25 protein-coding genes are annotated in these 25,666 nt (G+C 48.1%); 5 read left to right on the forward strand and 20 right to left on the reverse strand.

Annotation, left to right across the window (positions count from 1 at the left end):
- From ACKFKH_RS23945 to ACKFKH_RS23990, 10 genes are all read right to left on the reverse strand, one after another.
- Entirely contained in the window at nucleotides 1–1,737 is a 1,737-nt protein-coding gene (locus ACKFKH_RS23945) for a type IV secretory system conjugative DNA transfer family protein (RefSeq protein WP_446860880.1), read from the reverse strand.
- A gap of 2 nt (nucleotides 1,738–1,739) precedes the next feature.
- Nucleotides 1,740–2,825, reverse strand: a complete 1,086-nt coding sequence (locus ACKFKH_RS23950; RefSeq protein WP_446860881.1) for a hypothetical protein — start codon at nucleotides 2,823–2,825, stop codon at nucleotides 1,740–1,742.
- A gap of 178 nt (nucleotides 2,826–3,003) precedes the next feature.
- Nucleotides 3,004–3,726: a hypothetical protein gene (locus ACKFKH_RS23955; protein WP_446860882.1), complete on the reverse strand. Its 723-nt coding sequence runs from the start codon at nucleotides 3,724–3,726 to the stop codon at nucleotides 3,004–3,006.
- The gene (locus ACKFKH_RS23960; RefSeq protein WP_446860883.1) at nucleotides 3,723–5,297 is read right to left on the reverse strand and encodes a TrbI/VirB10 family protein; all 1,575 of its coding nucleotides are present in this window, start codon (nucleotides 5,295–5,297) and stop codon (nucleotides 3,723–3,725) included. Before ACKFKH_RS23960 ends, ACKFKH_RS23955 begins: the two co-directional genes overlap by 4 nt.
- A gap of 4 nt (nucleotides 5,298–5,301) precedes the next feature.
- A complete protein-coding gene (locus ACKFKH_RS23965; protein ID WP_446860884.1) occupies nucleotides 5,302–6,054 on the reverse strand; it encodes a hypothetical protein in 753 nt (250 codons plus the stop codon).
- Nucleotides 6,055–6,095: 41 nt separating this feature from the next.
- Complete coding sequence (locus ACKFKH_RS23970; protein WP_446860885.1) at nucleotides 6,096–7,397, reverse strand: hypothetical protein; 1,302 nt, start codon at nucleotides 7,395–7,397, stop codon at nucleotides 6,096–6,098.
- Nucleotides 7,300–8,334: a hypothetical protein gene (locus ACKFKH_RS23975; RefSeq protein ID WP_446860886.1), complete on the reverse strand. Its 1,035-nt coding sequence runs from the start codon at nucleotides 8,332–8,334 to the stop codon at nucleotides 7,300–7,302. Before ACKFKH_RS23975 ends, ACKFKH_RS23970 begins: the two co-directional genes overlap by 98 nt.
- Nucleotides 8,324–11,128, reverse strand: coding sequence for a hypothetical protein (locus ACKFKH_RS23980; protein WP_446860887.1), 2,805 nt, complete (start codon nucleotides 11,126–11,128; stop codon nucleotides 8,324–8,326). The genes ACKFKH_RS23975 and ACKFKH_RS23980 overlap by 11 nt, the downstream gene beginning before the upstream one ends.
- Nucleotides 11,125–11,502: a hypothetical protein gene (locus tag ACKFKH_RS23985; protein ID WP_446860888.1), complete on the reverse strand. Its 378-nt coding sequence runs from the start codon at nucleotides 11,500–11,502 to the stop codon at nucleotides 11,125–11,127. Before ACKFKH_RS23985 ends, ACKFKH_RS23980 begins: the two co-directional genes overlap by 4 nt.
- A 107-nt stretch (nucleotides 11,503–11,609) precedes the next feature.
- On the reverse strand, nucleotides 11,610–12,350 hold the full coding sequence (locus tag ACKFKH_RS23990) for a hypothetical protein (RefSeq protein WP_446860889.1): 741 nt from the start codon (nucleotides 12,348–12,350) through the stop codon (nucleotides 11,610–11,612).
- A gap of 274 nt (nucleotides 12,351–12,624) precedes the next feature.
- Between ACKFKH_RS23990 and ACKFKH_RS23995 the strand changes: the two genes are divergently transcribed.
- Both ACKFKH_RS23995 and ACKFKH_RS24000 read left to right on the forward strand, forming a co-directional pair.
- Nucleotides 12,625–13,338, forward strand: coding sequence for a response regulator transcription factor (locus ACKFKH_RS23995; protein WP_446860890.1), 714 nt, complete (start codon nucleotides 12,625–12,627; stop codon nucleotides 13,336–13,338).
- Nucleotides 13,339–13,346: 8 nt separating this feature from the next.
- A complete protein-coding gene (locus ACKFKH_RS24000; RefSeq protein ID WP_446860891.1) occupies nucleotides 13,347–14,468 on the forward strand; it encodes a sensor histidine kinase in 1,122 nt (373 codons plus the stop codon).
- Nucleotides 14,469–14,480: 12 nt separating this feature from the next.
- Here ACKFKH_RS24000 and ACKFKH_RS24005 read toward each other — a convergent pair whose 3' ends face one another.
- The gene (locus ACKFKH_RS24005; RefSeq protein ID WP_446860892.1) at nucleotides 14,481–15,044 is read right to left on the reverse strand and encodes a Uma2 family endonuclease; all 564 of its coding nucleotides are present in this window, start codon (nucleotides 15,042–15,044) and stop codon (nucleotides 14,481–14,483) included.
- A gap of 27 nt (nucleotides 15,045–15,071) precedes the next feature.
- On the opposite strand from ACKFKH_RS24005, the gene ACKFKH_RS24010 reads away from it, so the two are divergent.
- A complete protein-coding gene (locus tag ACKFKH_RS24010; RefSeq protein WP_446860893.1) occupies nucleotides 15,072–15,209 on the forward strand; it encodes a hypothetical protein in 138 nt (45 codons plus the stop codon).
- 132 nt (nucleotides 15,210–15,341) lie between these two features.
- Here ACKFKH_RS24010 and ACKFKH_RS24015 read toward each other — a convergent pair whose 3' ends face one another.
- Together ACKFKH_RS24015 and ACKFKH_RS24020 are read right to left on the reverse strand one after the other, a co-directional pair.
- Nucleotides 15,342–18,281 carry a tetratricopeptide repeat protein gene (locus tag ACKFKH_RS24015; RefSeq protein WP_446860894.1) on the reverse strand — a complete coding sequence of 980 codons (2,940 nt, stop codon included), beginning with the start codon at nucleotides 18,279–18,281 and terminating at the stop codon, nucleotides 15,342–15,344.
- A gap of 93 nt (nucleotides 18,282–18,374) precedes the next feature.
- Entirely contained in the window at nucleotides 18,375–18,749 is a 375-nt protein-coding gene (locus ACKFKH_RS24020; protein ID WP_446860895.1) for a hypothetical protein, read from the reverse strand.
- A 643-nt stretch (nucleotides 18,750–19,392) separates the two neighbouring features.
- Between ACKFKH_RS24020 and ACKFKH_RS24025 the strand changes: the two genes are divergently transcribed.
- On the forward strand, nucleotides 19,393–19,617 hold the full coding sequence (locus ACKFKH_RS24025) for a DUF433 domain-containing protein (RefSeq protein WP_446860904.1): 225 nt from the start codon (nucleotides 19,393–19,395) through the stop codon (nucleotides 19,615–19,617).
- A 27-nt stretch (nucleotides 19,618–19,644) separates the two neighbouring features.
- On the opposite strand, the gene ACKFKH_RS24030 is transcribed toward ACKFKH_RS24025, so the two are convergent.
- A complete protein-coding gene (locus tag ACKFKH_RS24030; protein WP_446860896.1) occupies nucleotides 19,645–20,745 on the reverse strand; it encodes a DUF6398 domain-containing protein in 1,101 nt (366 codons plus the stop codon).
- A 128-nt stretch (nucleotides 20,746–20,873) separates the two neighbouring features.
- Here ACKFKH_RS24030 and ACKFKH_RS24035 point away from each other — a divergent pair, with 128 nt between their 5' ends.
- Nucleotides 20,874–21,521 carry a Uma2 family endonuclease gene (locus ACKFKH_RS24035; protein ID WP_446860897.1) on the forward strand — a complete coding sequence of 216 codons (648 nt, stop codon included), beginning with the start codon at nucleotides 20,874–20,876 and terminating at the stop codon, nucleotides 21,519–21,521.
- Here the strand turns inward: ACKFKH_RS24035 and lepB are convergent.
- From lepB to ACKFKH_RS24065, 6 genes are all read right to left on the reverse strand, one after another.
- Entirely contained in the window at nucleotides 21,518–22,057 is a 540-nt protein-coding gene (gene lepB, locus ACKFKH_RS24040; RefSeq protein WP_446860898.1) for a signal peptidase I, read from the reverse strand. The two genes, ACKFKH_RS24035 and lepB, sit on opposite strands and share 4 nt — an antisense overlap.
- The gene (locus ACKFKH_RS24045) at nucleotides 22,054–22,275 is read right to left on the reverse strand and encodes a hypothetical protein (RefSeq protein ID WP_446860899.1); all 222 of its coding nucleotides are present in this window, start codon (nucleotides 22,273–22,275) and stop codon (nucleotides 22,054–22,056) included. The genes lepB and ACKFKH_RS24045 overlap by 4 nt, the downstream gene beginning before the upstream one ends.
- Nucleotides 22,259–23,380 carry a hypothetical protein gene (locus ACKFKH_RS24050; RefSeq protein ID WP_446860900.1) on the reverse strand — a complete coding sequence of 374 codons (1,122 nt, stop codon included), beginning with the start codon at nucleotides 23,378–23,380 and terminating at the stop codon, nucleotides 22,259–22,261. The genes ACKFKH_RS24045 and ACKFKH_RS24050 overlap by 17 nt, the downstream gene beginning before the upstream one ends.
- An 80-nt stretch (nucleotides 23,381–23,460) precedes the next feature.
- Complete coding sequence (locus ACKFKH_RS24055; protein WP_446860901.1) at nucleotides 23,461–24,564, reverse strand: hypothetical protein; 1,104 nt, start codon at nucleotides 24,562–24,564, stop codon at nucleotides 23,461–23,463.
- Between the two features lie 2 nt (nucleotides 24,565–24,566).
- Nucleotides 24,567–24,740: a hypothetical protein gene (locus tag ACKFKH_RS24060; protein ID WP_446860902.1), complete on the reverse strand. Its 174-nt coding sequence runs from the start codon at nucleotides 24,738–24,740 to the stop codon at nucleotides 24,567–24,569.
- Nucleotides 24,697–25,605 carry a relaxase domain-containing protein gene (locus tag ACKFKH_RS24065; RefSeq protein ID WP_446860903.1) on the reverse strand — a complete coding sequence of 303 codons (909 nt, stop codon included), beginning with the start codon at nucleotides 25,603–25,605 and terminating at the stop codon, nucleotides 24,697–24,699. The genes ACKFKH_RS24060 and ACKFKH_RS24065 overlap by 44 nt, the downstream gene beginning before the upstream one ends.
- Nucleotides 25,606–25,666: the final 61 nt, after the last annotated feature.

A 25,666-nucleotide genomic window follows, 5' to 3' on the forward strand; every position in this document is an offset into this window, starting at 1 on the left:
TTAAAACGCTGCTTGAATTTTGCTAATTTGCGATTTATCAACTTTCTTGGGGTCTTCGACAAGGGGCAAAATGCGTTCTGCTTCTTGCTCTCGTTCTTCGATCATGCGCTCAGTGTAGACGCGCAATTCATCACGGGTTAATTTGAGTTGTGGGCTATGCTGGCTCATACGATCGCGGATTTTTGCATTCCAAATTCGTTTTGACCAATCTTGCTGTTGTTCAACTGACTCTGGAATTTTTATCTTTTGAGACATGGGAATGCCGACTTCGCCTTGTCCTGAGATCGCTGGATTGATCAAGATACATTTCCCAGAAGGCAATCGAAGAAACTGATCAGGGCTGTAAAGTTTGCGAGTCCGCTCATTGTCAGAGATGTTCGTACTAGCTTTACCGCCACTGTGCCCTCTTGATTTTTGCTTCAGATTTAATTGCTCCTCGCCAATGTAATCACTGCACCATTGAGCCGTCTTGAGTTCTTGCGGGTTGAACCAAGCTTTCGTAGCACAGTTGGACAGGATAGTACGAGCCAAAGACTCGCCATACCGTTGCTCCAATTGCCCAAAGTCCTGATAGCCCATAATTGTGACAGCTCCGGCTGAACGCTGAGTCGCGAAAGCAGTTGCCAAGTCGATTCCAACGGTTGGAGCTTCATCGAGGATAAATACGAAGGGATCTTTACGAGCGATCGCAACGTTACGATCCAAAACCATCTGCATAATTCCTGTTAAAAATGGAGCGATCGCTGTTTTGATCGATTTGTCCATTCCAACTACGACCAGTGTTTTGCCTGTTATCGTTAACGGCACTGTTGTTTTGTCACAAAAGGCATTTGCGAGTCCTGGTGTCGTGAAAGGAACAAATAGGTTCTGTGCTGTTCCTCGAATGCTGTCTGCCGTCTTCTCAGAGCCTGACACAGAGAGATATTGAGAGAACGTATTTTTGGTCAACTTACTTAATTTGGAGTTTTGAATCCGCTTCGGTAAGTCGGTCATTGCCAAAATCACCTGGCACATCATCATGTCAGGAAACTTAGTCTGCTTCGCGAGGAGTAGCACAGCTTGAATCAGCAAATCTCCCGCGATCGAGAAGAACGGATCATCAGAAGCATCCTTGTGTTCAGACCGCATACACTTGTGCATAACCGAAGCAAGTTGTCGTGCTGCCATCCCGTCCATGTCATCCAGCAGGAAATCTAGCGGATTGCAAATCTCGGATTCGCTCATTCCGGGCGCAAAGATATGAACCTTGTAACCTGCTTTGACTGCCATTGGTAGAACGGCGGAAACCAAACTATCGTTCGGCTCAGTGTATTTGAAGTCATAGAGGTAAATGGGAAATTCTTGTGCGATCGCAGACTGAGCAATCGGCAGCACCATACTCGCAGTCTTACCCGAACCCGCACCACCGGAAATTGCGATTCCACGCTGGGCATCCGGCAGATAGAGCGAGTTGTAGATTTTGAAAGCCACAACATTATGCTTTCTTGCCTTCATCTGCTGAATTGCTTTTCGCTTGGCAACTGCACGTTCTTTCCTGCTTGCAAATCGCGCAGTTGCTAAACGGTTCTTTTTACCAATTCCACGTTCACCAAACCAGGCAAGCGCAAGCCATCCTGCGATCGCAAGCAGCAGAATCAAGCCGTTCTCACTCTTAAAAATGATTAAGAGGTCGCTTAACTGATTGCTAACCGGATTCGTTGACGGGGCGACTGAAATCGTTTGATGGATTTTGGTCATGATCAAGCAGTGGGTGAAAATCGGAGGATGGCTTTTATTTTGTCGATCGCTTGTGTCAGAAATTTCAACATTGAGGTTTGAAAAGAGCTAGACGGATTGGACACCTTTGCTTGAATAGGTTGAGGAACAGGCAAAATCTGAGGAGTTGCAGCCGTTCTCACATCTATGTTTCCAACTAACATTGCATCTCCTGAGTGGTAAAGCAGAAAGGGCACTAAACCCACTGCATAAGGAGAGCAATTCACTTGATTACGATTTAGTTCATCTTGACAGAATCGGAAGTACAATGCAGTCTGTACCTCTTTCGGTGTGACTTCAGTAATCACAACCTTAAATGCTTTTCCAAATACATTTCGTCCAGTTGGCTCATAGCTGTTTTTAGTTGAAGTAAATTTTCCTGTTCCGCCCTGTATCCATTGAGTAGAGCCAGACATCCAGCGTTTACCCTGGAGCAAAGGTGGACTAGAAAAACTAATTCCATCGCAGGTTTGACAAGGCATCTGATAGCCAACAATGTCACTGCCTGATATTGCCTCCGCCTTGATATTTGCCGACTTCGCGGATTGATTCGGAATCTGTACCAATCCGCTTACACCATCATCGTTAGGTGGGTCAGGGAAGAACTTCCAAGGCGTTTGAGGTAGCCCAGGAATATCCGAAATTTTTGCTTCCTGCCAATGTTCAAAAGCTTGCAAAGGAACTTCAAGTAGCCCAGGAATATCTTCTAGCGTGTATTTGGAATCAGTGATTTGGAAGTTCAATGCACCCAGTGAAGGATCTTGTTGAAGCAATTCTGGTAATGTCTCTTCCATCAATCGGTATCCTGGTTTTGCAGAGTGCAATAGATCTACCAGTGGTTTAATCTCGTTAACGGGATACTGATCCAGGGAAGGGATTGCATTGGCTAGGGCGATTAGGGTTTGTTGTTTGAGTAGCTGGAACTGATTCAATGGAGTTGCTTTCGGCGATGTTTGCGTAGCAAGCGCGATCGCATACAGATTCAAATCCTGCAACTTAAGCTGTTCTGAAAATCCCCTAAAGTCAGGATGTCTTCCAGTTTCTGACCAACTGACCAATTTCGTCCCCAAAGAGAACCAGGTTGCCTCAAGGTGGGCAATTTAGCAAAGGTTAAGCGTGTCCAGTCCGGAGCAAGAGTATGAATCTGATCGCGCTCAATCACAACAGTTGGGATTGATGAATTTTGAGCAGGGGGATTACTCAACAAATTCATCTCTGGTACTACCGATAACAGGAAAGGCAACATAACTATTTCAAGGGTAGGATTGAGGCAGGATGTGAAACAGAAGTAGTCCCTATCTGCGCGAGTTTAGAAACAACTGCTAGGGAGACTTTCGCTTGTGCAGCGGCTTGCTGCATTGGCATTCCGTTCCGCACATTTGCTAGAAAAGCCTGTACTCGTTGATTAACTGGGCTTTGAACCGAAATCAACCGTTGAGCGATCGCACGTTGCAAGCCCCGTTCAACATCATTCCAATTTGCGGTTTTATCACCAAGGGCGACACCACCTGTAATTGGTTGTGTATCGGGGACGATTGCCAGCGTTGCGTACTTTGGAGTACCAGAGCCATAGCGAACATCAAACATATACGTCTTTTTGCCGTAGGGCGATCGCGTAACGACCGTCAGTAAAGTTGAACGAGTTTCGGGCAAGTTGGGAAAGTGAATTCCGATCACTCGTTTGAGGTGAACAATGCTTGCACTTCCACCCTTATCCAGGGCTGCATCAAAATCAAGCGTGACTGCGTGGGCATCGTCTAACCAGGCACGTTGGATCGTTTCTCCAGTACGAGTGAAATCAATGTTAGTGCCATTGCCTAACCAAACTGTGACCGTTGCGCCGTTGCCAATCAGTCCCTGAGCTTGCGACTGAGAAACTTTCTGAACAATTGGAATTGCCAAAACTGGATTAGAGTGAAAAACTGTGATCGCAAATGGTAAACACAACAAAGAGCGAAGTAGAGTTTTCATCGAGTCACCTCCACAGGCGTGGCTGTAAATACTTGAAGCGATTGACCTGCTGGAACGTACCAGAAATTCGGGCGCTGAAGAATTTCTTCAACCTGTTGTTGCTGACGTTGAGAAATCCGGTCTGCCAACTTGCCGAAGCCACCCTCCAAAATCCCACCTAAAAGATTGGATTGCCCATTACTAATTGAAGTTGTGGAGAGATAGGGGCTGGTCGTAGTCGTCTGATTAGAAGGGCGATTCAGTAAACTACCGACCTGCCCTAATGCGCCCATTAATGCGATCGCGATATCTCTTTTAGCGACTTCACCACCTTGAGGGTTGTGATTCTTCGCGACTAGAGGTTGACCGCCTTCTCCAGCGATAAACATGGTTCCAGCAGGAATTTCGATTACTTGATTGCCATTACTGGTTAGAACAACTGCCTGAACGATTGAAAGTTGCATCATGCCGCTATTAGAGACAGCATCGACCTTCGCAACCATTTGAGATTCAGCAGGCAACGCTACAGAACCATCTGTTCCGTAGATTGGTTGAGATGATTGCAGTACAAATCGTTGGGGTTGCTGCTCTGCTTTTAAGTCTTGTGCCCAAACTATCGGAGTCATCAATCTCGCTGTTGCGATCGCGCCTGGAGTAATAGCAACAGTATGGCGGGAAATGCCAGACAGAAGTGCTTGTTCATCAGCTTCATAGCGCGATTGCTGGGTGTCGCTAACGGTACGAGTGACTGCTGGTTCTTGTGGTTGAGGAATAGCTTCTTCTTGCGATCGCGGGCTGTCGTCAACTAATTGTGCTGACTGTTCGCTGGTTGCGGGTTGAGCAGCAGAGGCAATTGTGCGATCGCTACTTTGACCATAACTACCGACTGCAAGCGCTTTTTGCCATGCTTCGTCTGGATCAATGGATCGAGCAGGAGAAACAGGAGAAGCAATAGGTCTAGCAAACTCTGGCGATCTCTCAGTAAGTAAGATTGGTTGTCTAACTGGAGTGTAGCTCGGTGCAGGTGGAGTGACCACAGTTGGATTACGTTCCACAACAGCAGAACTAACGGATGGAGTTCTTGCCACTTGTGTAGGTGGTTTTGCTGGCTTGGACTTGTCTGGAGAAGGTAGAAAACGAGCAGGTGTCTTGGGGGCTTGCTTGATGATCTGTGCCTGACTGCCCAAGGCTGTCACTGTCTTAAGACGACTGATTTCAGCTTGGTCTGGGTTCGGTTTAGGTGTCGTTTCACTATCGATGGTTGCAGGATTAGAGTCCGCAAGATTTTTGTTCCAGTTGCCGTTTAAGCTCCAGATGAATAGACCAACTGAGCCAAGCCCGGTTGCCATCAGTGCCGATACGAGGGCTGTTTTGGCGAGTGGATTACTCCACAATGGAATTGTTGTCTTGGAATTTGCCTCAAAATCTTCAAGGTCTTCATCATCCAGCAATGATTCTGCGGCTGTTGTGTTGTTTGATTTTCCAGGGGACGGCTCAACCTGGTATCCGGTCATGGCAGCGAGTTCCGCCAACTCATTCCAGGGATCGGTAGGTTGTACTGATTGCTCAGGTGTAGGAGACTGATTCTGCATGGTTCTAGTGATTTAGTTGCTCAATGTCCAAGTCACGAATTTCGCGAATCTGTAAGCCATTCGTTTGAACGTGGTAGACGGCTTTCTGAATGGGAGAGGACTGATTAGGAAGCGGATCAGTCGTTGGTTCAATGGCAGTTACAAAAACTGTTTTGTTGAAAGGAATGGCGTTGCCCTGTGGATGAGCGGAATCAAAAATGAGTAGATTAGCGACCAAATCCACTTGCCATTCTCCAGGTTTGATGAGTTTGGGCTGGGAGATAGATTCAAAGCTCAAAACACTCTGCGCGTTGCCGCTGAAAATATCCGGGGGAGTCAGCTTAGAAACCTGCTCTAGAAAAGAATTTCGGAAGTCTTCTCGTAGTGCAAACGAGGACTGCCAGCTTGAAGTCGTAATCCGTCCAGTTCCAACTGAAATCCCTGGATCTTTTACTGTGGCAGCTACGCTTGAATTCACATCATCCTTATTTGCCTGAATCTTTGTGTTCCAGGTAAACATTAAACCTAGAGAGTCTTTGGTGAACTGACGGATAGTGGCAGGAGTGCGCTGATTTGTGTCTACAGGTTCCATCCCGACCGAGTGACCATCTAGCATTTGTACCATTGCAGGAGCAGGTTTATGCGCGATCGACCACAAACTAATCGCACTACCCAAGCTAATGAGGAGAAGCAAAACTTGCAGTCCCAGTGTACCAAGAGCAAAGAGCGGAAGAATATCAGAAGAATCAAATCGCGGTTTGTGCTTGAGGATTTGCATAGGTTTGAATTGAGAACAACAACAAGGAAATTGGAAGAAAGCTATTTGCTGTAACGCAGTTGATTACCGAACGGCATATGCCCCGCTGCCATCAGTCCCATTGAGGCAACACCACTATTAATCGTGTGGAATACTGCCATACCACCTCCTGCGGCTAATGCCAGAGCTAGAGCAGGAGCTAAGATTGCCATGATGACTAAAAATCCCATCGTGTCTGTTGTTCCAGCATTGACTACAACAACTGCTGCCAGACCTACAATGATGTTGTAAGACACTTTGGCAAGCCCCAAAGCAAAAAATCCAGTCAGCCAAGCCCACAGCGACTTACCATCCAGCATGAATGCTCCAGCAACCGCAAAAGGCGAAATAAGAGCGGTCAGCAGCATAGCAATCTCCAGAAGATTGGTAAATGCCCATTGAAATGCCCACAGCACCAAGCGAACTGTTTCTTCTGCGGCAGAACCCACAAATCCACCCAAGAAGCCTGCAACAGCCGCTCCAGGAGCAGTCACAACGCTACCCAAATCACCATTCTGTAGCTGAGAATTGCCAGACTCGATCGCACCCTGAATTCCGCGCTGAATTGCCCGAATTGGACCTAACAGATTAGCAATTACTGGAAGTTCACTTTGATAAGCTCCGATCGTTTCTTCAACCTGCTTATTGGCTTGTTCCAGGCAAGTGATTTGTTTTTGCCCAACCATGCCATAACACTGACTGAGTTGAGCGCGGATCTCACTAACAATTGCACCTTGATTAGAGGAAGCCGCGATCGCGTCCTTGATTTTGGTGTCCAGTAACGAGACTTCCAGAACTTGGTTCGAGAGATTATGAACGACACCCCGCAGCGTCAGAACACATCGCGAGAGAAAGAAACCATTGCTGGCTAATAATCCACAAAGGATGAGTGCGAGAATAACGCTTTGTAGGGCAGCACCATATTCTTCTTCATGCAACATTCGCTTGACCAATTGAAGCATGAAGAAAACCAGCGCTCCAGCCGCAAAGATGCCGGAAAAGTAAACAATCGTGTGGTAGAGCGGGCTATCAAAAACGTTTGCCCAGTGCTTATTCCAGGCTTGTGCAACTTCAGTGCCCGTATTCAGTCCTTCTTGCAGGATTCGGCTGGCTCCTGCAACTGCCAGTGAGGAGGTATTGAACATATTCTGTGTGCCGCGATTGAGATTATGCCTACCGTACCGATTCCATCTGACAGATTTATGACGTAGGACAGATGACTTATGGCTATTTGACCAATCCAGGGAGATAGATTCCAGCAGAAGCTCGTAAAACGTGGTCAGCCGCAGCCATCGACTCAGCATGACGGGCACGATTTTCTTCATCCAGCGTTTCAGAGATATTCGAGGTAACGACTGCATTCGCCGCATCTTGGGCACGTAGCGCCATCAGTTGGGCGTAGCTCCCACCGACTAGAGAAGATTGATTTGCTTGAATAGCAGTCAGATTCTTGATCGCGTCCTGAGTGACATCCATGTTCTGAGCCGCCTGAGATTTTTGCTGAATCGTTTGCAGCGTTGCGGTTGCTGCTTCCATTTCTTGCTTCAGTGCTGTTTGTCCTTCGGTACTTAGAACTGTCGCTGCCATGCCATAGCTTTGAAGCCGATCCTGTTGGAATTTCAGCGACTGAGCTAGAGGCACAGGGTTGATGTTAAAGCGATCGCTCTTTTGAGTCGTCTGCGATGGAGTTCCAGCGGTTGCACCATTCAGAACCTGCTGCTCGATCGCTTTATGGCTTTTCAGAAAATCAGGAATTTGCAGCGGACCATAAATTGCTCCAGGACTGCTACCAGGAGGCAGTTCCGACCAATCGCCGGGATCACTGCTATTTCCCCCGTCGCCAGAAGGCAAACCCCCGCCCCATTGTTCATCCCAAGGATACCGACCTCCACCGAAAACACTGCTCAACAGATCTTGAAAGACGTGATTAAACACCTGAAAATACTGTTGAAGTTGCTGAACGAAAGGAGAGAGAAGCGACTGGATAGCATTATTGATGCCGTTTAGGGGCTGTTGAATAGTATCTTCTACCTGCCCGATCGCATTCTCAACTTGGCGAACTGGATTCGTCGCATCATTGGTGACTCGGTTTACTGTTTGTTCGATAGTATTAGATAAGCCATCCAGCACTCCAGCTTTCGCGAACTGCGGAAATAGGCTTCCGGCAAGCACTGCGAAGGTTAGCGTGAAGACAAGCAATCTAAATTTAGATTGGGTGGCGCGTTGAAAATTCCAAACTTTGGAAAAACTGTTAGGGGACATCCGTTAATACCTCTGAAGAAATTGTTTCAACTTGTCCGATCGCATCTAAACTGCTACCGCTCCGAATCGCAGTGACGTATTGTTCCGCGAATTTTGCCATTGCTAGGAGTTTGTTGTCTGGATATTGCGCCAACACTCGCGCACGGGCAGCTTGTTCATCTGGGTTATTGGCGACCGTGGCAAGCTGGACTGCACTGGGGTAGTAGCGGCAGTAGGTGTACGTGCCATCAACATCTATTAGCCAGTTGGAGTAAAGTTCAGACCTTTTCGGAAAGAAGAACTCACTGGCGTTTCGGGCAATGATTGAGCGATCGTAAGACAGCCATTTGATGAAAGACTCGATCGCAAGCGGTTGAATCCGCCCAATCAGTCGAGTGTTCATGTTCTGCATGATCTGTTGCCCTGCGATCGAGTTCATGATCGTGTCGGGGTCTTGTGCTGAGAGAAACACGCGAATTCCCGCTTTAGCACCGTTCGCACATAAACGACCAATCAGACGAGCGATCGTATTGAAGGCGAACAGGATTGGAGACTCATCAATGAAGAAAATCGATCGCGGAGATGCCAAAGCACGACGGAGCGCAGCAGAGTAGGCACTGAGCGAAAGAACAGCCGCTTCGTTCTCGTTAGAAAGGTTTCTGAGAGCAAAAACCAGCAGTTGAGCATCGGTTGGAAACGAAGAAGGGCGACCGATCGCTCGACCAATCCGAGAATTGAGCCAGTATTCTAGCTGTAAGAGAATCTGTGATTGGGCACTGCGAATGTGTCCGGTATCTGTTTCGATTTTTAGCTTTTCTGGAGTACAGAATTCCAGAAAGTCTTTCAGCGTTGGCGTTAATGCCCATGCGGGAGTTCCCAATCCATCAGCTTGTGCCTCTGAGTAGCGACGAGAAATTTCTGCATCTTTGAAAAATCTATTGAGGGCTTTTCCGATTAGCGATCGCACCGTCTGTTCCAACATTGCATCTTGCTGTGCAGTCGGTAGCACCATTGTTACTAGCGCACCCTCAAGGAAAGATTTGTAGTCCTCGAATCGCTCCTGCTGCTCTTCCTCAGATAAATGCCGTAGGTCGGGCATTTCCATTAAGTTGTTGCTCTCTCGCCCAATGTCGAAGTATGCCGCACGAGGTTGAAGAAACTCTGCATAGTCTGTGAAAGTCGAAGTTCCATCCGGTTTGGGATAGTCCAAACAGACGATCGGATAGCCTTCCGCGAGGAACTGAGTCATCATGCCAGCAATGAGAAGCGATTTACCCGAACGAGTGGTTCCGAGTGCTGCAATGTTTCGATGCTCGTTAATGAAGTCGATGTAGACAGGACTACCGCCTTCATCAGCGATCAATTCAAAACCCGTCTGATTGCCAGAATTTGTCACGGTGAATGGAATCAGACCAGATGCCTCATTCGTCAGATAAGTCAGTTGCCGTTTGAATGGCGCACCCAAGAGCTTTTCCCAGGAAGTGGATAAGCTTTGAAGCCAAATTCGCCAAGCGATTTCTGTTTCACGAACGACTTTAGCAGGCAGTTGAAAGCACTCGGAAAGGGCTTTACAGGCTTCATCTAACTGAGCCTTTGTATCTCTGTGAACAAGGAAAACAGTGGCAATGTTGATCGGGATATAGCCTTCATAGAGCTTTGCTTGAGCATCAACGGAACGCTTCACTTTAATTTGTGCAGCTACGTCGATTGATCGTGCCTGCTCTGCTACTTGGCTTGCCACATTCGACTGCTTCAGAATGCGCTGCATATTGGTCTTCAGCAGCGTTGTATCACGGGCTGTAAGCTGGCAGACAATTTCGGTATCTACGATGTAAGGGCGGCAGATCGCTTCCCATAGATAGCGAAGTTGCGTTTGCTGGTTCAGAAATCCGGCTGGTTTAGCGCTGAACCCCAGTATGCCAACGTATTGCCCTTTTACCTTGACCCATTGGCGATCGGCTTGAGGTACTGACTCATGCCCGTGTTCTCCTTGAATCAGGACAGTAGCACAGTGAACGTCGCTGTTGACCTTTTCGCTCAATCCTTGCTCAGTCAGAATCAGATATTGAGGAACAGCGGGTGCTTTCATTCGGTTGAAGCAATACCAATCTTTCTGCCAGTGTTGCTTCACGGTCATGGGTTTGATATCCAGCCCCATTTTGATGTTCAGCAACTGTTCCCAACGCAGATAGCCTTCGGTGAAGGCGCGACGCAACATCGCTTCAAGGTGCTGCTGCACAAGGTTATCACCCTGCCCCTTGAAAACTTCCCAGAGTTCTACCCCTTTTGCCAATGCCTTTTCAATCCAATCCGCATCAGTCGTGACTTTTTGATTGGGTTCGATCGTATAAGTGACGTAGATGTGGAGAGATTTTGGCTTGCGAGTACCAGATTGCTTGAGTTCCTGCGCTCTGGTTTTCTCGCTCATCAGCAGTAGGCGCAACTCGGAAGAGGAAGCTTTATTCAGCAGATGATCGAGTTGTTTTTGACGATCGCGATCGCTGGTAAAACTGGAAAGATGCACCGTCATCCGTTCCCCGATCGGTAGCTCTTTGAGTGCAGCCTCAAAATTGCGAAGTGTTGGAGGAATCTGGTCAGATCGAAGCGTATCGTGAACGCCAGAACAGGTAAAGCCAAAGACAAAGCAGTATTTCTTGTCTTTTTGCAGAATTTTTACGCCAACTTTCCTGCCCTTGAGTTCGATTTGAGCCAGTCCTGCCAAAGCATTAAAGTCTTCAAATGCGCTGAGAGTAACAGACTGTTTTTGATTGTTCTCAATCAAGGTTACTCGTTGCTTTCCAACTTTCGTTTTCATCGTCGTGTTCGATGCTTTCTAGGTTTTTTGCGTTTCGTTTGAGGTGAACTGATCAAGCTCTGTACCTGCGTGAATGTGCTGGTGTAGGGTAGATGTCCTCGCGTCCACTTGGGAGCGCGATAGAACTTCGTCAGAAAACGCCAGCTTTCATTGCCTGTGAGAATCCACCACGTTGCTGATCCCCAAATACCAACCAATCCTGTTGCCCACCAATCCAGGTTCAGAACGACCTGGCAGATGATGTAGGAACCGATCGTGATAATCAACCAAGGAATGACCTGCTCTCCTGGAATTGGTCCTAGCTGTGGCTTAGAATTGAGGATCTGATTGATCGGAATAAATTCGTCAGATTTCTTGTCGTGTTCAGTGGTCATGGATAAATCCGAAGGAAAACAAAGGCGATGGTTCATCACATCACCTTTGCTATTTACTTTGAAAGTGAAAGCGCGATCGCTTCACCAAGTTCTGAAGGGCTTTTCGGCTATGCTCCTCCTGCACCTTGCACAATCAGAGTACTGAGTGCATCACCAATGACCACACACAGCACAACAATGAGCGGAATCCGAGCAGCAGTCACCCAATCCTCATCATTCCGGAATGAGTTAACGACTCGTACCAAGGCAATCCCAATGTAGATGATGAAAATGACCCGCAATGTCCCAAACAGCAATGGAATCAATGTGTTGACTCCAGAAGCTTGTCCAACTGATAGAATCTGCCTCAAATAGGTTTCTGCCTGAACAAAGAATGCAGCATTAGAAGGCATCGCAGCACTAAGCCATGCACCTCCAGCGAAACCAGCCGTCATCCAGGGAATCTGCTTTTCGCTCAAATTTGCTTTCTTGAGCAACCATTGCCATGCTTTCTCACAGATCGAATTGCTGTGAATGATGGCTTTCAGAATTCTGATCGTCAATCCAGCAATCATCGCACCTACTACAAAGGTTGGGGCATGGATGACCAGGTTCAAGCCTAAAATACTACCAGAGACGAGCCAAGGAGCGAGTTTGCGTAAGCGATCGCGGGACTCCTTCGAGAACCAGCGCGATAATAAAGCACGTAGTCCAATAGATTTTGATTCTACGGGAGCAATCTCGGCTGCATCGGCTGCTAGTGGCAGAGACAATGACAGCTTGAGAGGGGGGCGAGTGGCGAATTCTGTCTCTGGATAGAGTTGTGTTGCGTCATCAAAAGCGTAAATCGTTTCAGGTACTTGTGTCATGAAGAACTCTCTCAAAATCAGTAATCGCAAATTCAGTTTTTGCTTAGAACCCTAAGCTGATTAGAGAGAATAGGAGCCAGTTCTGACACTCGTATGGCGTAAACCAGAAGAATTGCGACTTGGGTTACGGATCTTTACAACCAGTGCTGAGAAGAAAACAATCTACCCATTTGTACTACTTATTACTTCATAAACCCTCACAATAGAACTACAGGGTGCATACAACCATGAATCGATTTTTCTGATCGGTAAACCATAAAAATCTTCAAGTTGTATGCAAGTTTTAATTGTGGAAGATGAACGGAATGTCAGTTCCCTCGTTCGCTCTTCTCTGGAGGCTGAAGGCTTTAGCTGTTCAGTTGCTTATGACGGGGAAGATGGGTTACGACAGTTTCGAGAACTACAGCCTGACGTTGTAGTATTAGACCTGGGCTTACCAAAGCTGGATGGTCTAGAGGTCTGCACTCGCATTCGTCAGAGCAAATCTGTCCGAAAAGATCCCTACATCATTATGCTGACAGCGAAAGGTGCTGAAGTCGATCGCATTGTGGGCTATTCTACTGGAGCGGATGACTACATCACGAAGCCTTTCAGTCCTCAAGAATTAGTGGTGCGTGTGCGGGCAGTATTGCGACGCATCATGCGCCATCGGGGAGAGCAAATCACCATTGAAACTCGGCACTTTATCATTGACCAGGAGAAACGGGAAGTGATGGTGCAGAAAACCGACGATGGTGAAGTTGAAATCGTAAGACTAACTACCGTTGAATTTGATCTACTAGCACTGATGGCATCTCGCCCCAAGCGGGTGTGGAGCCGTTCTGAGTTACTAGATGCGGTGCGAGGAAGTGATTTTATTGGCGATGATCGATCTATTGATACTTACATTGGACGATTGCGGAGCAAGATTAGTCCACCAGGTAAGGAACAACGAGATCGCTTTATTCGCACTCATACGGGCATCGGATACAGCTTTGAAGACGATTAAATTACATCATGAGCCTTCGCTTAAGATTATTTCTGACCAACCTGCTGGTGTTGGTATCAGCACTCCTCTGCGCTGCGACAGTGGCTTATAGCTACAAGTCGCAGCAATTTCCGGCGCGATTAGCCAACTTAGAAAGACAGTACGAGAAATCGGCGCAATCAGAGCAAAAGCTGACGAATCAGAATTCCTACAATGACATCGTTGACATCTTTCATCATGTCAACGATCGAGGAACGATATTGGCGCTTGGTACAAGTTTGCTAACAGTATTTGCGCTGAGCTTATCGCTAACGAGTTCAATTCTGAATCCATTGAGGAAGATCGAACGAGTCGCGAAACGGTTTAGTGAAGGAGATTTGGATGCCCGTATCCCACCGAGTCGAATTTCAGAGATTCGTCAGCTTGAGTTGACGTTGAATAGTGTGGCGGATCGATTACAAGGCGTTGAGGAGCGTCGCCAGGAATTGATCGGTGATCTAGCACATGAAATGGGAACTCCTTTGACGGTAATTCGAGGTTATCTGGAACTATTAGATTCTTCAGACGGCTTCGAGCTAACCTCAGACATCAAGCGACAATTGCATGAAGAAGCAGAGCGGCTGACTAGATTGTTGGCGGATTTGAGAATCCTTTCGAGCATCGAATCGGGAGGACTGCCGCTACGGTTGGAGCCATTTTCTCCGTATCCAATCATCAAGGATGTCGTTGCTGTTTTTCGTAGCCAAGGTTGGCACAATGACTGTGATTTGGAATTCCTTGGTACAGGAAATTTGCCTCAAATCTTTGCGGACTGCGATCGCTTCAAGCAAATCCTGACAAACCTCATCAGCAATGCCTTGGCATACACGCCTGAAGGAACTGTCACGGTTCGAGCTTGGGCAGGTCGAGATAAACTTTGGGTGATGGTGAAAGACACAGGAATCGGCATCTCTTCTGAAGACCTACCGCTGGTATTTCAACGCTTCTGGCGGTCTGATCATTCCCGACGTTTGCGCTGCGACGGAAGTGGCATCGGACTTGCCATCACAGAACGCTTGGTCAAAGTAATGGGAGGACAAATTGAGGTTGAGAGCGAACAGGGCAAGGGAACGACTTTCAAGTTTTTCTTGCCAGTTGCTGCTTCAAGCTGAGGTAGGAAGGCACTATTCCTGAAGCCAGTCAAATAGCTGACCGATGGTAAGTTCAAAGCCTTCGGCAAAAGCAGGTACTGGAATGCGATCGCTCGAATCTTCAAACACAGCTAGAGTACGGTCTGCAAAATAGACGAATACTAATTCTTCGTCTGGATCGATGAGCCAGCCCATCTGAGTCCCGTTCGCAAGGCAATGGAGAATATTGCGAACGACTTTTGTTTGGCTCTGGTCGGGAGAAAGAATTTCGATCGTCCAATCAGGTGCGATCGAAAAGGTGTTCGAGACTTTGCCAGTCTCGTCGCGGGGAATCCGTTCCCAAATAAAGACAGCAACATCCGGCACAGTCGATCTTCCGCCAAAGGTGCAGCGCAGTTCAGGGTAGGCACGCGCAATGTGGTTCGGCTTTAGAACAGTGTTGATTGCTGGCACTAAATCGCCTTGAACAGTGCTGTGTTTTCCTTGGGGCATGGGCTTTTGAATAATTTGACCGTCGATGAATTCACTGGCGGGTTTGGTTTCCGGCAGTTGGAGGAATTCTTCGAGGGTGAGTGGCTTGAGGGGAGTTTGTACCATGACGGTTATTGAGGAATCCTTTGCCTCGTGATCACCATTTTACTTTTTCTCGACGATGGTGGGCAGTGCGAACTGAAGACGGTTGGACTCAAATCCCTGGAAAAGATACTCAGTGACTTGCAAGCCGATCGCTTTAGAGTCGGATTGGTGGGTTGGCAGGGATAGATTAAAGAGCATCTGCTTTAGCAAGATAGAGAGATCGCAGTTTCTGATGAAGTGACGTTCTGACGCTGGCGGAGCGCATTGCCCCCATCGCTCCATCTCCCTAAATTTCTAAAAAATGCCGATCGATCTTATTCATCTCCGCACCTGTCGCTTGATCCATCGCAGTAATCGTCTCACCAGACCAGCAAGAATCAATAGGGGTACAGTAAAAATCAGCAAGGGTACAGCAAGGATCGATAGAGGAGCGCGCCATCGTAGTAGCCAACGAGAGATTTTCAGATTTTTTTTGGCGGTCTGTGTGTCGGGATGGTTAATTCCTAATGTTCTCGCACGCATTTCCAAAACTTGAGCATATAGCAATCCCGCATCATTTAATTTTCCTTGCGACCTATAGAGAAATGCCAGGTTGTCGAGACTCTGTATTACATCGGGATGGTGGCTCTCAAATAACCGTTGATACATTTTCAGTGAGCGCACGTAGAGCGGTTCTGCTTCATTTAACCGTCTTTGCGAATGGTAGAGGTATGCCAGTTTGTTGAGACTAAGTGCCACATCAGGATGGTCGCCCTCAAACAACCGTTGCCTCATTTCGAGCGATCGTACACAAAGCGGTTCGGCATCACTCAATCGTCCTTGCGCTTGATAAAGTCCTGCCAGATTGTTGAGACTAAGTGCCACATCAGGATGGTCGCCCTCAAACAGCCGTTGCCTCATTTCGAGCGATCGCACACAAAGTGGTTCGGCTTCATTCAACCGTCCTTTCACTCTGTAGAGTTCTGCTAAGTTGTTGAGACTGAGTGCCACATCGGGATGGTCACCCTTAAACAATCGTTGAGTCATTTCTAGTGATCGCATATGAAACAGTTCTGCTTCATTCAACCGTCCTCGCGAATCATGAAGTAATGCTAGATTATTGAGACAACGTGCCACATCGGGATGATCGCCCTTGAACAATCGTTGAGTCATTTCTAGCGCTTGCACTAAGAGCAGTTCTGCTTTATTCAATTGTCCTTGCGCTCTATAGAATTCTGCCAGGTTGTTGAGACTGAGTGCCACATTGGGATGGTCGCCCTCAAACATTTGTTGAGTCATTTTTAGCGCTTGCACCAAGAGCAGTTCTGCTTTATCCAATTGTCCTTGAGCATAGTAGAGTAATGCCAGATTATTGAGACTTTGTGCCACATCGGGATGATCGCCCTTGAACAATCGTTGAGTCATTTCTAGCGCTTGCACTAAGAGCGGTTCTGCTTTATTCAATTGTCCTTGCGCTCTATAAAGTAATGCCAGATTATTGAGACTGCGTGTTATGTAGAAATGATCGCCCTTAAACAATCGTTGATACATCTCCAGCGATCGTATGCAGAGCGGTTCTGCATCACTCAACCGTCCTTGCGATTGGTAGAGTAATGCTAGGTTATGGAAGCTACCTGCCACATCGGGATGGTCGCCCTTAAACAATCGTTGAGTCATTTCTAGCGCTTGTACCAAGAGCGCTTCTGCGTCACTCAACCGTCCTTGCGAATGGTAGAGTTTTGCCAGGGTATTGAGACTGGATGCTACATGGGGATGATCGCCCTTGAATAATCGTTGATACATCTCCAATGATCGTATGCAGAGCGGTTCTGCGTCATTTAACCGTCCTTGCTCTCTGTAAAGTTCTGCTAGGGTGTTAAGAATTTTTGCCATATCGGGATGGTCGCCCTTAAACAATCGTTGATACATCTCCAATGATCGTATGCAGAGCAGTTCTGCGTCATTCAATCGTCCTTGCAAACTGTGGAGTAATCCTAGGTTATGGAGGCTACATGCCACACAGACATGGTCGCCGTTAAAGTAGGATTCGGTGACACTCAAACACTCTACAAACCATTCTTCCGCTTGGCGATATATTCCTTGCCCCTGGTAGAATCGTGCTAGTGCAACAAACGACCACATCAAATCGTCTCCTTCCAATTCTGCGGTGTGATGTTCTGCGACTTCTTGGATGTGCGATCTTACTAATCCAAACCCCGCAATATCTTTCGTTGTTGGGTCATTTGGCATTTGTCTCGCGATCGTAATCATCCCCCATACAAACGCCGATCGAAAAGGGGCTTCTCCTGTGTCTTGAACTGCGATTGCTTCCTCCTGCCGCAAGTACTGTCGAATCAGCGGGTGCAACCGACACCAACCCGGTCGATCTTGTTCAAATTGAACCAGCGACGAATTCTCTAGCCGCGCCTTCAATTCCCCCAATTCATAGGTTTCGCCCTCCACCCGCTGCATCACCAATTCTGCCAAGTCCCACCTAATCCAATCTAAGGCAAAATAACTCAGAGATCGCGCCACTCGTCGCGCTTCCGGTTCCAGCGTTTCCCACGTCAAATCAAACGCCGCCTTTACCCCTCGCTCTGCCAGCATCTCATACTCATCCGCCCTCACCAGCGCTGGATCTTGCATTCCTTTTGCCTGCAAACTTGTGATCGCCTGCTCCAAAGTCCGATAGCGATCGCGCCTTAAATAACTCCCCACCAACTCAATCCCCAACGGCAAATATCCTAACGCCGCACAAAGCCGATCAGCCGTCGCCTGATCCTGCTCTACCCGCCCGTGACCCTCTAATTCTGCCAAGAGTGATCGTGCGTCTTCCGGTTGCAACACATCCAGCGGAATTGTCACCTGCTTTGGTAAAAGATCCTGTCGTCTCGTCGTCACCAACACCCGAAACCGATCTTCAGTCGGTAGGAACGATCTCACCTTCGCCCAGTCCGCCACATCATCCAGCACAATCAGCGTCAATCCATCCGGTCGCCAATGTTGCCAACACCACGCGATTAACTGTTCCGGTTCGAGTGATCGCGCTTTGACTGCCTCCAATCCCGGCAACTGTCGATCGAATTCCGCCTTAAACAGAATTTGCGATGCGATATCCCCCGTTTGTCCATTCAGCCAACACACGCCTCCCAGAAATTTTGCCTTGTTCCGAGTCGCATACTGCACCGCAAGCTGAGTTTTTCCCAATCCTCCCATCCCCGATACCGCAGAAATCACGGCTCGATCTGACGATGCAAAAATTTCATCCAACCGCGCCAATTCAATTGTCCGTCCCTTGAAGTTTGGAGACGATCGATAAGGAATTTCATAGGACGGCGTTACTTTGTCGGAGCCGGAAGCCGACGAATGCTGTCAGAAGTTATTGATTTGGCTCTCGATCGTCACTGGAGCGTTGTACACATTCGCTGCTTTGAGAACGAGTGAGTTAACGATCTGCTGTTTTTCCGGTTGAGAGTGCAATGCTCGAATCACCTCTGCGATCGCATCTCGAATTTCGGTATCCGCTTCTGCCAAACCTTCCACTTCTACGATCGCAGCTTTATACTCCGACGCAGTTTCCCCCTCTTGCAGCGCTTTTGCAGCCCCCGGTCGCTTCTCCCATAGCAAGGTTGCCAACTTTCCACCCGCGTCCAGCGTTCCTTTCCCCAACGTTTTCCCAATTTCTTTGAACGTTTCGCTAAAAACCAAAGTTGCGAGCGCGGCAGCCGTAAATGTCATGGGTTCCATCGTCATACTTCCAATGAGGGACTGTATCTTTTATACTTAAAGAACGAAAGCTGTTCCGTAAAGATTCAGAGTTTCTGTAGAAAGTAAGCCTGGTTAGCTTTCAAACTCAATTGTTTCCATTTCAAGTGCGATCAGTTTAATTCAAACCACGATCGTTCGTACTAAAAGCGTGGATGTTCAAACTAAAAGTATGAACATTACTGATAAAAGTGTGGGTGTTCCTATTTGAAGTGCGATAGCTTCGCTGCACAGAGTGTTCATTTGGTTCTGGAGCCGCAACACTCACTACAACACGCAGAGCGTGATCGCGGTTTTCCCAAATTGATCCCATAGCTGAGTCCTGCAATCGCGACCTGTAGAAATTCTCGCAAACTCACCCAGAGTAAAATTTGGGGATGCACCGGGCATCGAACTAAATCATTTGAACATCCTCAATCAAATTCACGATGCTAGTCCCCAAAACTCAGATCTCCCGCTTCGACAAGCGATCGCAGTCATTCCCGAACACGCTCCGCGTGAGCCGAAGGCAACACGAAAACCATCCAATAGCCAGCGAGATCGCCCGTTGAGAATGAGTCGAAATCTTGAGAAAGAAGCCAATTGGATTGCTAAAATCAAGGAAATCGTGCTTCCAGTAGACACTATGAACTACCAAGACATCATCACCCTCGAACCTGGCAAACGCAGCGGCAAACCCTGCATCCGAGGGATGCGTATTACCGTCTATGATGTCCTGTCTTACCTTGCTTCCGGGATGACCACCGAGGAAATCCTGGCTGACTTTCCTTATCTGACCCGCGACGATATTTTGGCTTGCCTATCCTACGCCGCCGATCGCGAACAGAAAACCCTAACGATCGCGGCATGAAACTCTTTTTTGATGATCGCACCCATTCTAGAATTCAGCATACTGGGGTGGACTTGCCCCAATTCGTTCAGTAATCCGGGGATAGCTGATCTTGGGCTGCGGTTGGGCGATCGCAACTACACTCACTTGATGCCACCAATCCTCGCCAAAATCAAACCAATAGCCAAACGGTTCTCCAACGCTTAACCCTAATGCACCAATTTGAGTGCTGCCAACCTCCCCAGTCAATTCATCATCCGAGCCACCCTGTAACGGACTCGGCAACCCATAGCGATCGGCATCTGGATCGTTTGGTCGATTGCCTTTCAATTGAAACTCGTAGAGATGTTCTTCCTCACGATCGAACGCCTTGAAAATCATCGCGTGTAAATCCGCCAAGGTTTGATCGCCGCGAATCTCGATCGTGCGAATCACTTGCGGATTCTTCTTGACGAATTTCTCAGTGAGCGGACCATCCAGTAACGCTACTTCCAGCACATAGAGCGACTGTAGCGCTTCTGGGGAAGGCGGCTGAGGCGGTGTTTTGGGTTTTGTCGATCGAGATTTCCGGCTTTGGCGATCAGGAGGCTCCAATACACTCTCTTGTACCAGATTGAGCATTGCCTCACTGTCGTCTTGATGCCCTGGAATGTAAGGAATCAGACCTTTCCGATACGCTTCGATCTGTGCCCCCAACGGTGCGTTCCGAATGTCCATCATGAAGCCATTGACGGACAGCAACCAGATCAACGGATTCTCCTCAACCCGACTCGGCAAGCACCAATCCGGGTCAAACTGTCGCATCTTCAGCGTATCCCGCACCAGCTTCGATTTGCCCTGTCCCGTGCTAGACGCAACCCCAAACGACTGATAGAGTTCGTTGGCGCTGATGTGAGGGATCTGAGAGCTATCAAACAGAAAATTGACCATGCCGATCGCATGAGTGATGCCGCAAGCCCAAGTTTTTGCTTGTCCCTTATCGAGCGGCGAAGGTCGTTTGCGGCAAAGAGCCGCTGTCGCTTGCCGAATTAGTTGGGCGTATTCCTGATTGAGATGTTGCCGCGCAAATTCATCGGTCAGTTCAACGATGCTGTTAAACTTCGCTGTCATTGCCTTGGGCACATCTGCCGATTTGTTGGACTTCGCCATCGTGTTGAAACTCCATCAGAGGTCAGGAGAATGGACAGGGGCAACGTCGCCCTATTTTTGATTGTGACAGGAATTGCGGTGAGCGATCAAGGCTTTCCAGTACACTGAATGCATAGGAGGGCACAGTCATGGTGAATATACTCTCATCTCCTCAAAATTTAGTCACCGATACCTGGGTGTCAGCGACTTGGGAAGAATTTCTAGCGCTGGTCGATCGTCCTGAATTGGAGCCAGCACGCTGCTACTACGATGCAGGTTGGATGAGGATTGAAACGATGCCGATTGGCTCTGCTCACGGTCAAGACAATTCCATCCTGGCAGCGATTGTTAGCCTCTATGGAACGCTGAAGAACATTCCCTTTGTGTCGTTTACGAATACCAGTTTTCGGAAAGCAGGAGAGCGAGAATGCCAGCCCGATCTCGCCTATTACATTGGCTCAGATGTGCAGCGCCCGACTAAGAATAATCAGCCTGTCGATGTCGATACTTGGGGAACTCCAACCTTAGCGATCGAGATTGCATCGACCACATTGAGCGATGATTTAGGGCAAAAGCGATTGCTGTATGAACGATTAGGAGTCCGAGAGTATTGGGTGGTCAATGTGGAAACTGCAACCGTGATTGCGTTTGAGATTGCCAATGGAGGCAGTCGCCAAATCCAAGTTTCGCTAGTGCTGCCTGATCTGTCCCTTGCAGTGGTCGAAGAAGCCTTGCGTCGTAGCCAAACCGAAGAAGATGGAGCCGTAAATCGCTGGCTGATCGAGCAGTTTCGCTAGAATCCCACACGATTCAGTGGGTAAAAGCGGAAAGCGGCGTGACCGATTAGATTTTGTTGGGGCAAGAACCCCCACAAGTGGCTGTCATAGCTGTGGTTTCGATTGTCCCCCAACACAAAATACTGATTCTGAGGAACGGTTGCAGGTCCGTAGTTGTAATTGGGAGACTCTTGAAGATAAGGTTCGGTGATTCGCTTGCCATTAAGAAATAATTTGCCGGAATGGATGATGATCGTATCTCCAGGCAGTCCGATCACTCGCTTGATCAGATCATCCTTCAGATTTTGCGATCGCAGTTCTGGTGTCGCACTGAAGACGACAATCTCGCCACGCTGAGGCGATCTCAGTCGATAGCTGAGTTTTTCGATGATGATGCGATCTCCCACTTGCAGCATTGGGGTCATCGATTCGGAGGGAATGTAGCGCACCTCAGCCACGAGCGTATGGAATCCGGCTGCGATCGCTAATCCACAGACTGCCGTTTTCGTTGCTTCCCACCATTCATTTTTACAAGTTGTTCGTTGCAAGGTCGTCATAATTCACAGATAAGGATAACAATGATTGCAATCGTGATTTTGAGCCAACGCGCTCCCAAGGTCAGGGGACACAAGATGATTGCCAACGCGATATAACTCAGCCCGGTTAACCAGTCGTCACTGATGCTAAATAGACCGATCGGCATCAGAAGACTTACCATGAGCCATTCCAGAATTTTCTGGATCGCCTTCAAATCTTGATCAGTGAGGCGAGACATGACGAGGATCGCCCCAAACATTCTTATGTTGAAGCTTGGCATTGGTTTCTGCCTGTTGCAGTCTAAGAACCAGATTTTCAGGCAGCACTTTGAGGTTGTTCGGGTTTAGCTTTGCCAGTCCATCGGAAAGGAGAACTTCTTGGAGGGGAGTTCCGTTTGGTAGAGAAACGATCGCTTCTGTGATGCCGTGTTGCACCAACTGAGTGTGGCTGACCCTAACTTTTGCCTGTGCCGGACGCAAGAGCATTGCCATCACTCCTTCTGCCTGACTTCGCCAATGTTCATCCAGAACCAACCCCGCTAATTTCACGCGCAAAACTTCGCCAGTTGGTTTTTTGAGCCGCAAAATGCCGTTTTGAATCGATTCAACGGTGTCAAGAGATTGATTTTGAGGATGAAATTTTTCCAACCATCCGGCTCGATCCGCTTGATGAAGCAATGTCGGAACACCGAGTTTTAAGCCCAGAGGAATGCACAGCATGAGAGCGAATAGAGCAATGTGCTTCGGTTTTACGTTTAGCGCAGAGCGCAACTGCAAAGCAACCGGCGTTTCAGAATGTTGCTGAAATTGAAATCTGTGCAGTAATGCTGTCATCGATCGTTTCCAGCGACGCAGCGGCATTGGGCGACAGTTCTGTTCTAGAGCTTGCCGTAAATCGCTGACCCCGATCGTCAATGCAGTTAGCTGTAACTCTACGCGGCGTAGCGCATTGAGGGCTTGTTGAGAGACTGAGCGTGTTGATAGAACTTCGACAACACCACTGGCACTTTCAACATGATCGCCCAGCACTTCGACTAATGTGGAATCAGACTGTTCATCGAGCGGCTCGCCTGATGCTTGCGTTGATCGCACCTTTGAAGCAACGCCCAGTTCAGACAGAATTGTATTTAGGTCTGCTGACAGACCCTCTACGGTAGAAGCATTTAAGGCAGTTGCTTCATTGGAAGCTTGAAAGACAGTCTGTAGTTCTCCTTGCAGGTCTCCAGCTAGAGTTTGAACCATTGTGCGAAGCGTGGCTTTGTCGGCTTCTGTAAGATCTTGAGCGATCGTTGCATCACCAAGCAAAGCATTTAGCAAATCCTCGATCAAGGGAGAATGAGTCATATTTGTTTCTCGTCAGGGTTGACAGGGTTAGCGTAAATTCCGGATCTGACATTCGTATGGCGGAGGGCAGTTAATTTTTGTTAGCGATCGAGGTCATAATTCACTGACTTCTGGTTGGAATGAAGTGCCTGCTCTTGGGATACATCATGAGTGGATTGCTGCGATTTCTCTGGGTCTAAATCGTTTTGCAGCATTAACCAAGTCCGCCACTCTCGCAATTGCCGCACATCTTCTTGAGCAATGGTGCCCAGGTCGTGTAATTCAGTCAGATGCCATTGTGATCCGGTGCGGATCAGCCCTGCTGCACGCCCATGCTCCCGATGTTGCTGATAATGAGCAGCGGAAACCAGCCGTTCATCATTTCGTTCCAACCAGAACACATCGGACTGGGGACTGTAGCCGATCATGTAGTTCCTGATCGTAGTCGTATAACTCTGGCGTACCGGATCGTACTCGACTCTGCCCATTTGTTCCTGGAAAGTAAACAAGGCTTGAGCGTCGAGCAAGACTTCATTGGCTTGAATGGTTTGTTGTTCCCAGTAAGGGGCGGCAGCATGAGAGACTTGCTGCGGGGGCTGCTCTGCTATCTGCTTGAGCCAGATTTCAACTTGTTGCCAGGATTGAACATCCGTTGCGCTCAAGACGGCTCCATCTTCGCGTTGAAGCGAGTAGAGTCTGCTCTCATCATCTCGACTGATCAGATAAATCTCATCTTCAATTTGCACTCGGTAGAAGTGTTCGGTACTGCTGGGCAAGAACTTGAAAGCAGTATCTCCTTGATCGGCATAGTATTCAAACAATTCAGCCGTCTTGGAGAGCAGTGTCTCTGCTTGGGATTGAGATAATTCGGTCTGAGATTCTTGCGATTGCTCATCTTGAGCTTGGAGCCACTTTGCGAGTTCGCGAAATTGATTGAGTTGCTCATCGGTAATGTGAATTTCAGCCGAACGGACGAATAAGCCCTCGTGCCAATCCAGTTGCCAGGAGCTATCGTTTGCCAAGATCGACAACTGTTCAGACGCAGGATCATAAATCAAAGTCTGCTCATTTCCCCAGTAGCACCAACCCTGATTCGTTTGCTCAAGCAGATTTTGGGTTTGTGCGACCGCCAACGTTTTTTCCAAGATGGGGAGAATTTCTGCGGCGCGGCGTTCCTGTTCTTGCCAGTATTCAACGTCCTGCATCATTATTTCCCTCCAGCCAACTGCTCCAGTCGAGAAATTCGAGTCAGCAGATGGTCAACTTTTGCGTTCAGTGGCATCAGACCGACCTGGACTAACCCCACCGTTAGAGCCACAGTTAATAGAACTGAGCCACTACTGATGGCGATCGCGTTCCAGTTCAGCGTCTTCCGTCGCATTTTGGTTAGGCTGTTCAATCCCATCGCCATTGGCGTGGTCAATTCCTCCTGATATAGTGCTGTCAGATTGTTGACGACCATATTCACATGGCTGATCGATCGCTGCTGATTCTCCAGCAATTGCTTCAGTTGGATCAGTGTAACCGGAAGGGGCTTCAGCCATTGTTGCAGGCGTTCCAGTTGCTCGGCGGTTGCTGGAGTCGAGTGGTTCCATCCCTGCCAATCGGTTTCGTTCAGTTGGGAGGCTTGGACAGGTGGCGGCGAGGGCGCGGAGGTCTTGACGGAATTGTTCAAGGGCGCAGAAGTCGTTGAGGGCTTCGGCTGACTGGGAATCGTTTGAGCATAGCCCTGGAGCCGAGTGGGTGCGATCTTGCTCGGTAAGTCCCCGAATATCATGCGAGGTTGAGTCATGGTCAATTCCTGAATTTTGATAGGTACATAACTGTTGTCCTTTTTCGTTGAGATGGAAGGTTAAGTTTGGATGGTCGTCGATTGCGATTTGCAATGCAGCAAAACTGATTTGACCTGTTTGCATCAGCGCAATTCGGTCAATTTCTTCTCGTCGAAAAACAGTAGAGTGTTGAGCTAAATAATCGATCGTGGCATGAGCAACTGCTTGAGTGAGTTTGAGTCTCGCCGTTTCTCTGGGTTCTTGGGCAATCGCTGGCTGTAATCCGATTTTGAGCGCATCTTGCTGCCATGCTGCTTCTAGCTCTTCTCTCGATACCTGCTGTTTTTCCTTGCGTCCCGATGAAATTGCGATCCAGGCTTTATGTTCGCTACTTGCATTCTCTCCAGCCTGTTGCTGAATTTGCTGGCTGCGTTTACTAAAGGCTTTAATTTGATCGCTAGAATAGCCTTCCAATTCCCACAGGGTATGTCAATAGTTTTGTGTCAAAGGTGAAAAGTTAGAGGGGAAATCGGTC

It is taken from the genome of Phormidesmis sp. 146-20 (assembly GCF_052939475.1).

Coding starts and splice junctions, on each gene's coding strand:
- ACKFKH_RS23945 (WP_446860880.1), bottom strand. CDS start 1,737: ATGACCAAAATCCATCAAACGATTTCAGTCGCCCCGTCAACGAATCCG.
- ACKFKH_RS23955 (WP_446860882.1), bottom strand. CDS start 3,726: ATGAAAACTCTACTTCGCTCTTTGTTGTGTTTACCATTTGCGATCACA.
- ACKFKH_RS23960 (WP_446860883.1), bottom strand. CDS start 5,297: ATGCAGAATCAGTCTCCTACACCTGAGCAATCAGTACAACCTACCGAT.
- ACKFKH_RS23965 (WP_446860884.1), bottom strand. CDS start 6,054: ATGCAAATCCTCAAGCACAAACCGCGATTTGATTCTTCTGATATTCTT.
- ACKFKH_RS23970 (WP_446860885.1), bottom strand. CDS start 7,397: ATGAAGAAAATCGTGCCCGTCATGCTGAGTCGATGGCTGCGGCTGACC.
- ACKFKH_RS23975 (WP_446860886.1), bottom strand. CDS start 8,334: ATGTCCCCTAACAGTTTTTCCAAAGTTTGGAATTTTCAACGCGCCACC.
- ACKFKH_RS23980 (WP_446860887.1), bottom strand. CDS start 11,128: ATGAAAACGAAAGTTGGAAAGCAACGAGTAACCTTGATTGAGAACAAT.
- ACKFKH_RS23985 (WP_446860888.1), bottom strand. CDS start 11,502: ATGACCACTGAACACGACAAGAAATCTGACGAATTTATTCCGATCAAT.
- ACKFKH_RS23990 (WP_446860889.1), bottom strand. CDS start 12,350: ATGACACAAGTACCTGAAACGATTTACGCTTTTGATGACGCAACACAA.
- ACKFKH_RS23995 (WP_446860890.1), top strand. CDS start 12,625: ATGCAAGTTTTAATTGTGGAAGATGAACGGAATGTCAGTTCCCTCGTT.
- ACKFKH_RS24000 (WP_446860891.1), top strand. CDS start 13,347: ATGAGCCTTCGCTTAAGATTATTTCTGACCAACCTGCTGGTGTTGGTA.
- ACKFKH_RS24005 (WP_446860892.1), bottom strand. CDS start 15,044: ATGGTACAAACTCCCCTCAAGCCACTCACCCTCGAAGAATTCCTCCAA.
- ACKFKH_RS24020 (WP_446860895.1), bottom strand. CDS start 18,749: ATGGAACCCATGACATTTACGGCTGCCGCGCTCGCAACTTTGGTTTTT.
- ACKFKH_RS24025 (WP_446860904.1), top strand. CDS start 19,393: ATGAACTACCAAGACATCATCACCCTCGAACCTGGCAAACGCAGCGGC.
- ACKFKH_RS24030 (WP_446860896.1), bottom strand. CDS start 20,745: ATGGCGAAGTCCAACAAATCGGCAGATGTGCCCAAGGCAATGACAGCG.
- ACKFKH_RS24035 (WP_446860897.1), top strand. CDS start 20,874: ATGGTGAATATACTCTCATCTCCTCAAAATTTAGTCACCGATACCTGG.
- lepB (WP_446860898.1), bottom strand. CDS start 22,057: ATGACGACCTTGCAACGAACAACTTGTAAAAATGAATGGTGGGAAGCA.
- ACKFKH_RS24045 (WP_446860899.1), bottom strand. CDS start 22,275: ATGTCTCGCCTCACTGATCAAGATTTGAAGGCGATCCAGAAAATTCTG.
- ACKFKH_RS24050 (WP_446860900.1), bottom strand. CDS start 23,380: ATGACTCATTCTCCCTTGATCGAGGATTTGCTAAATGCTTTGCTTGGT.
- ACKFKH_RS24055 (WP_446860901.1), bottom strand. CDS start 24,564: ATGCAGGACGTTGAATACTGGCAAGAACAGGAACGCCGCGCCGCAGAA.
- ACKFKH_RS24060 (WP_446860902.1), bottom strand. CDS start 24,740: ATGCGACGGAAGACGCTGAACTGGAACGCGATCGCCATCAGTAGTGGC.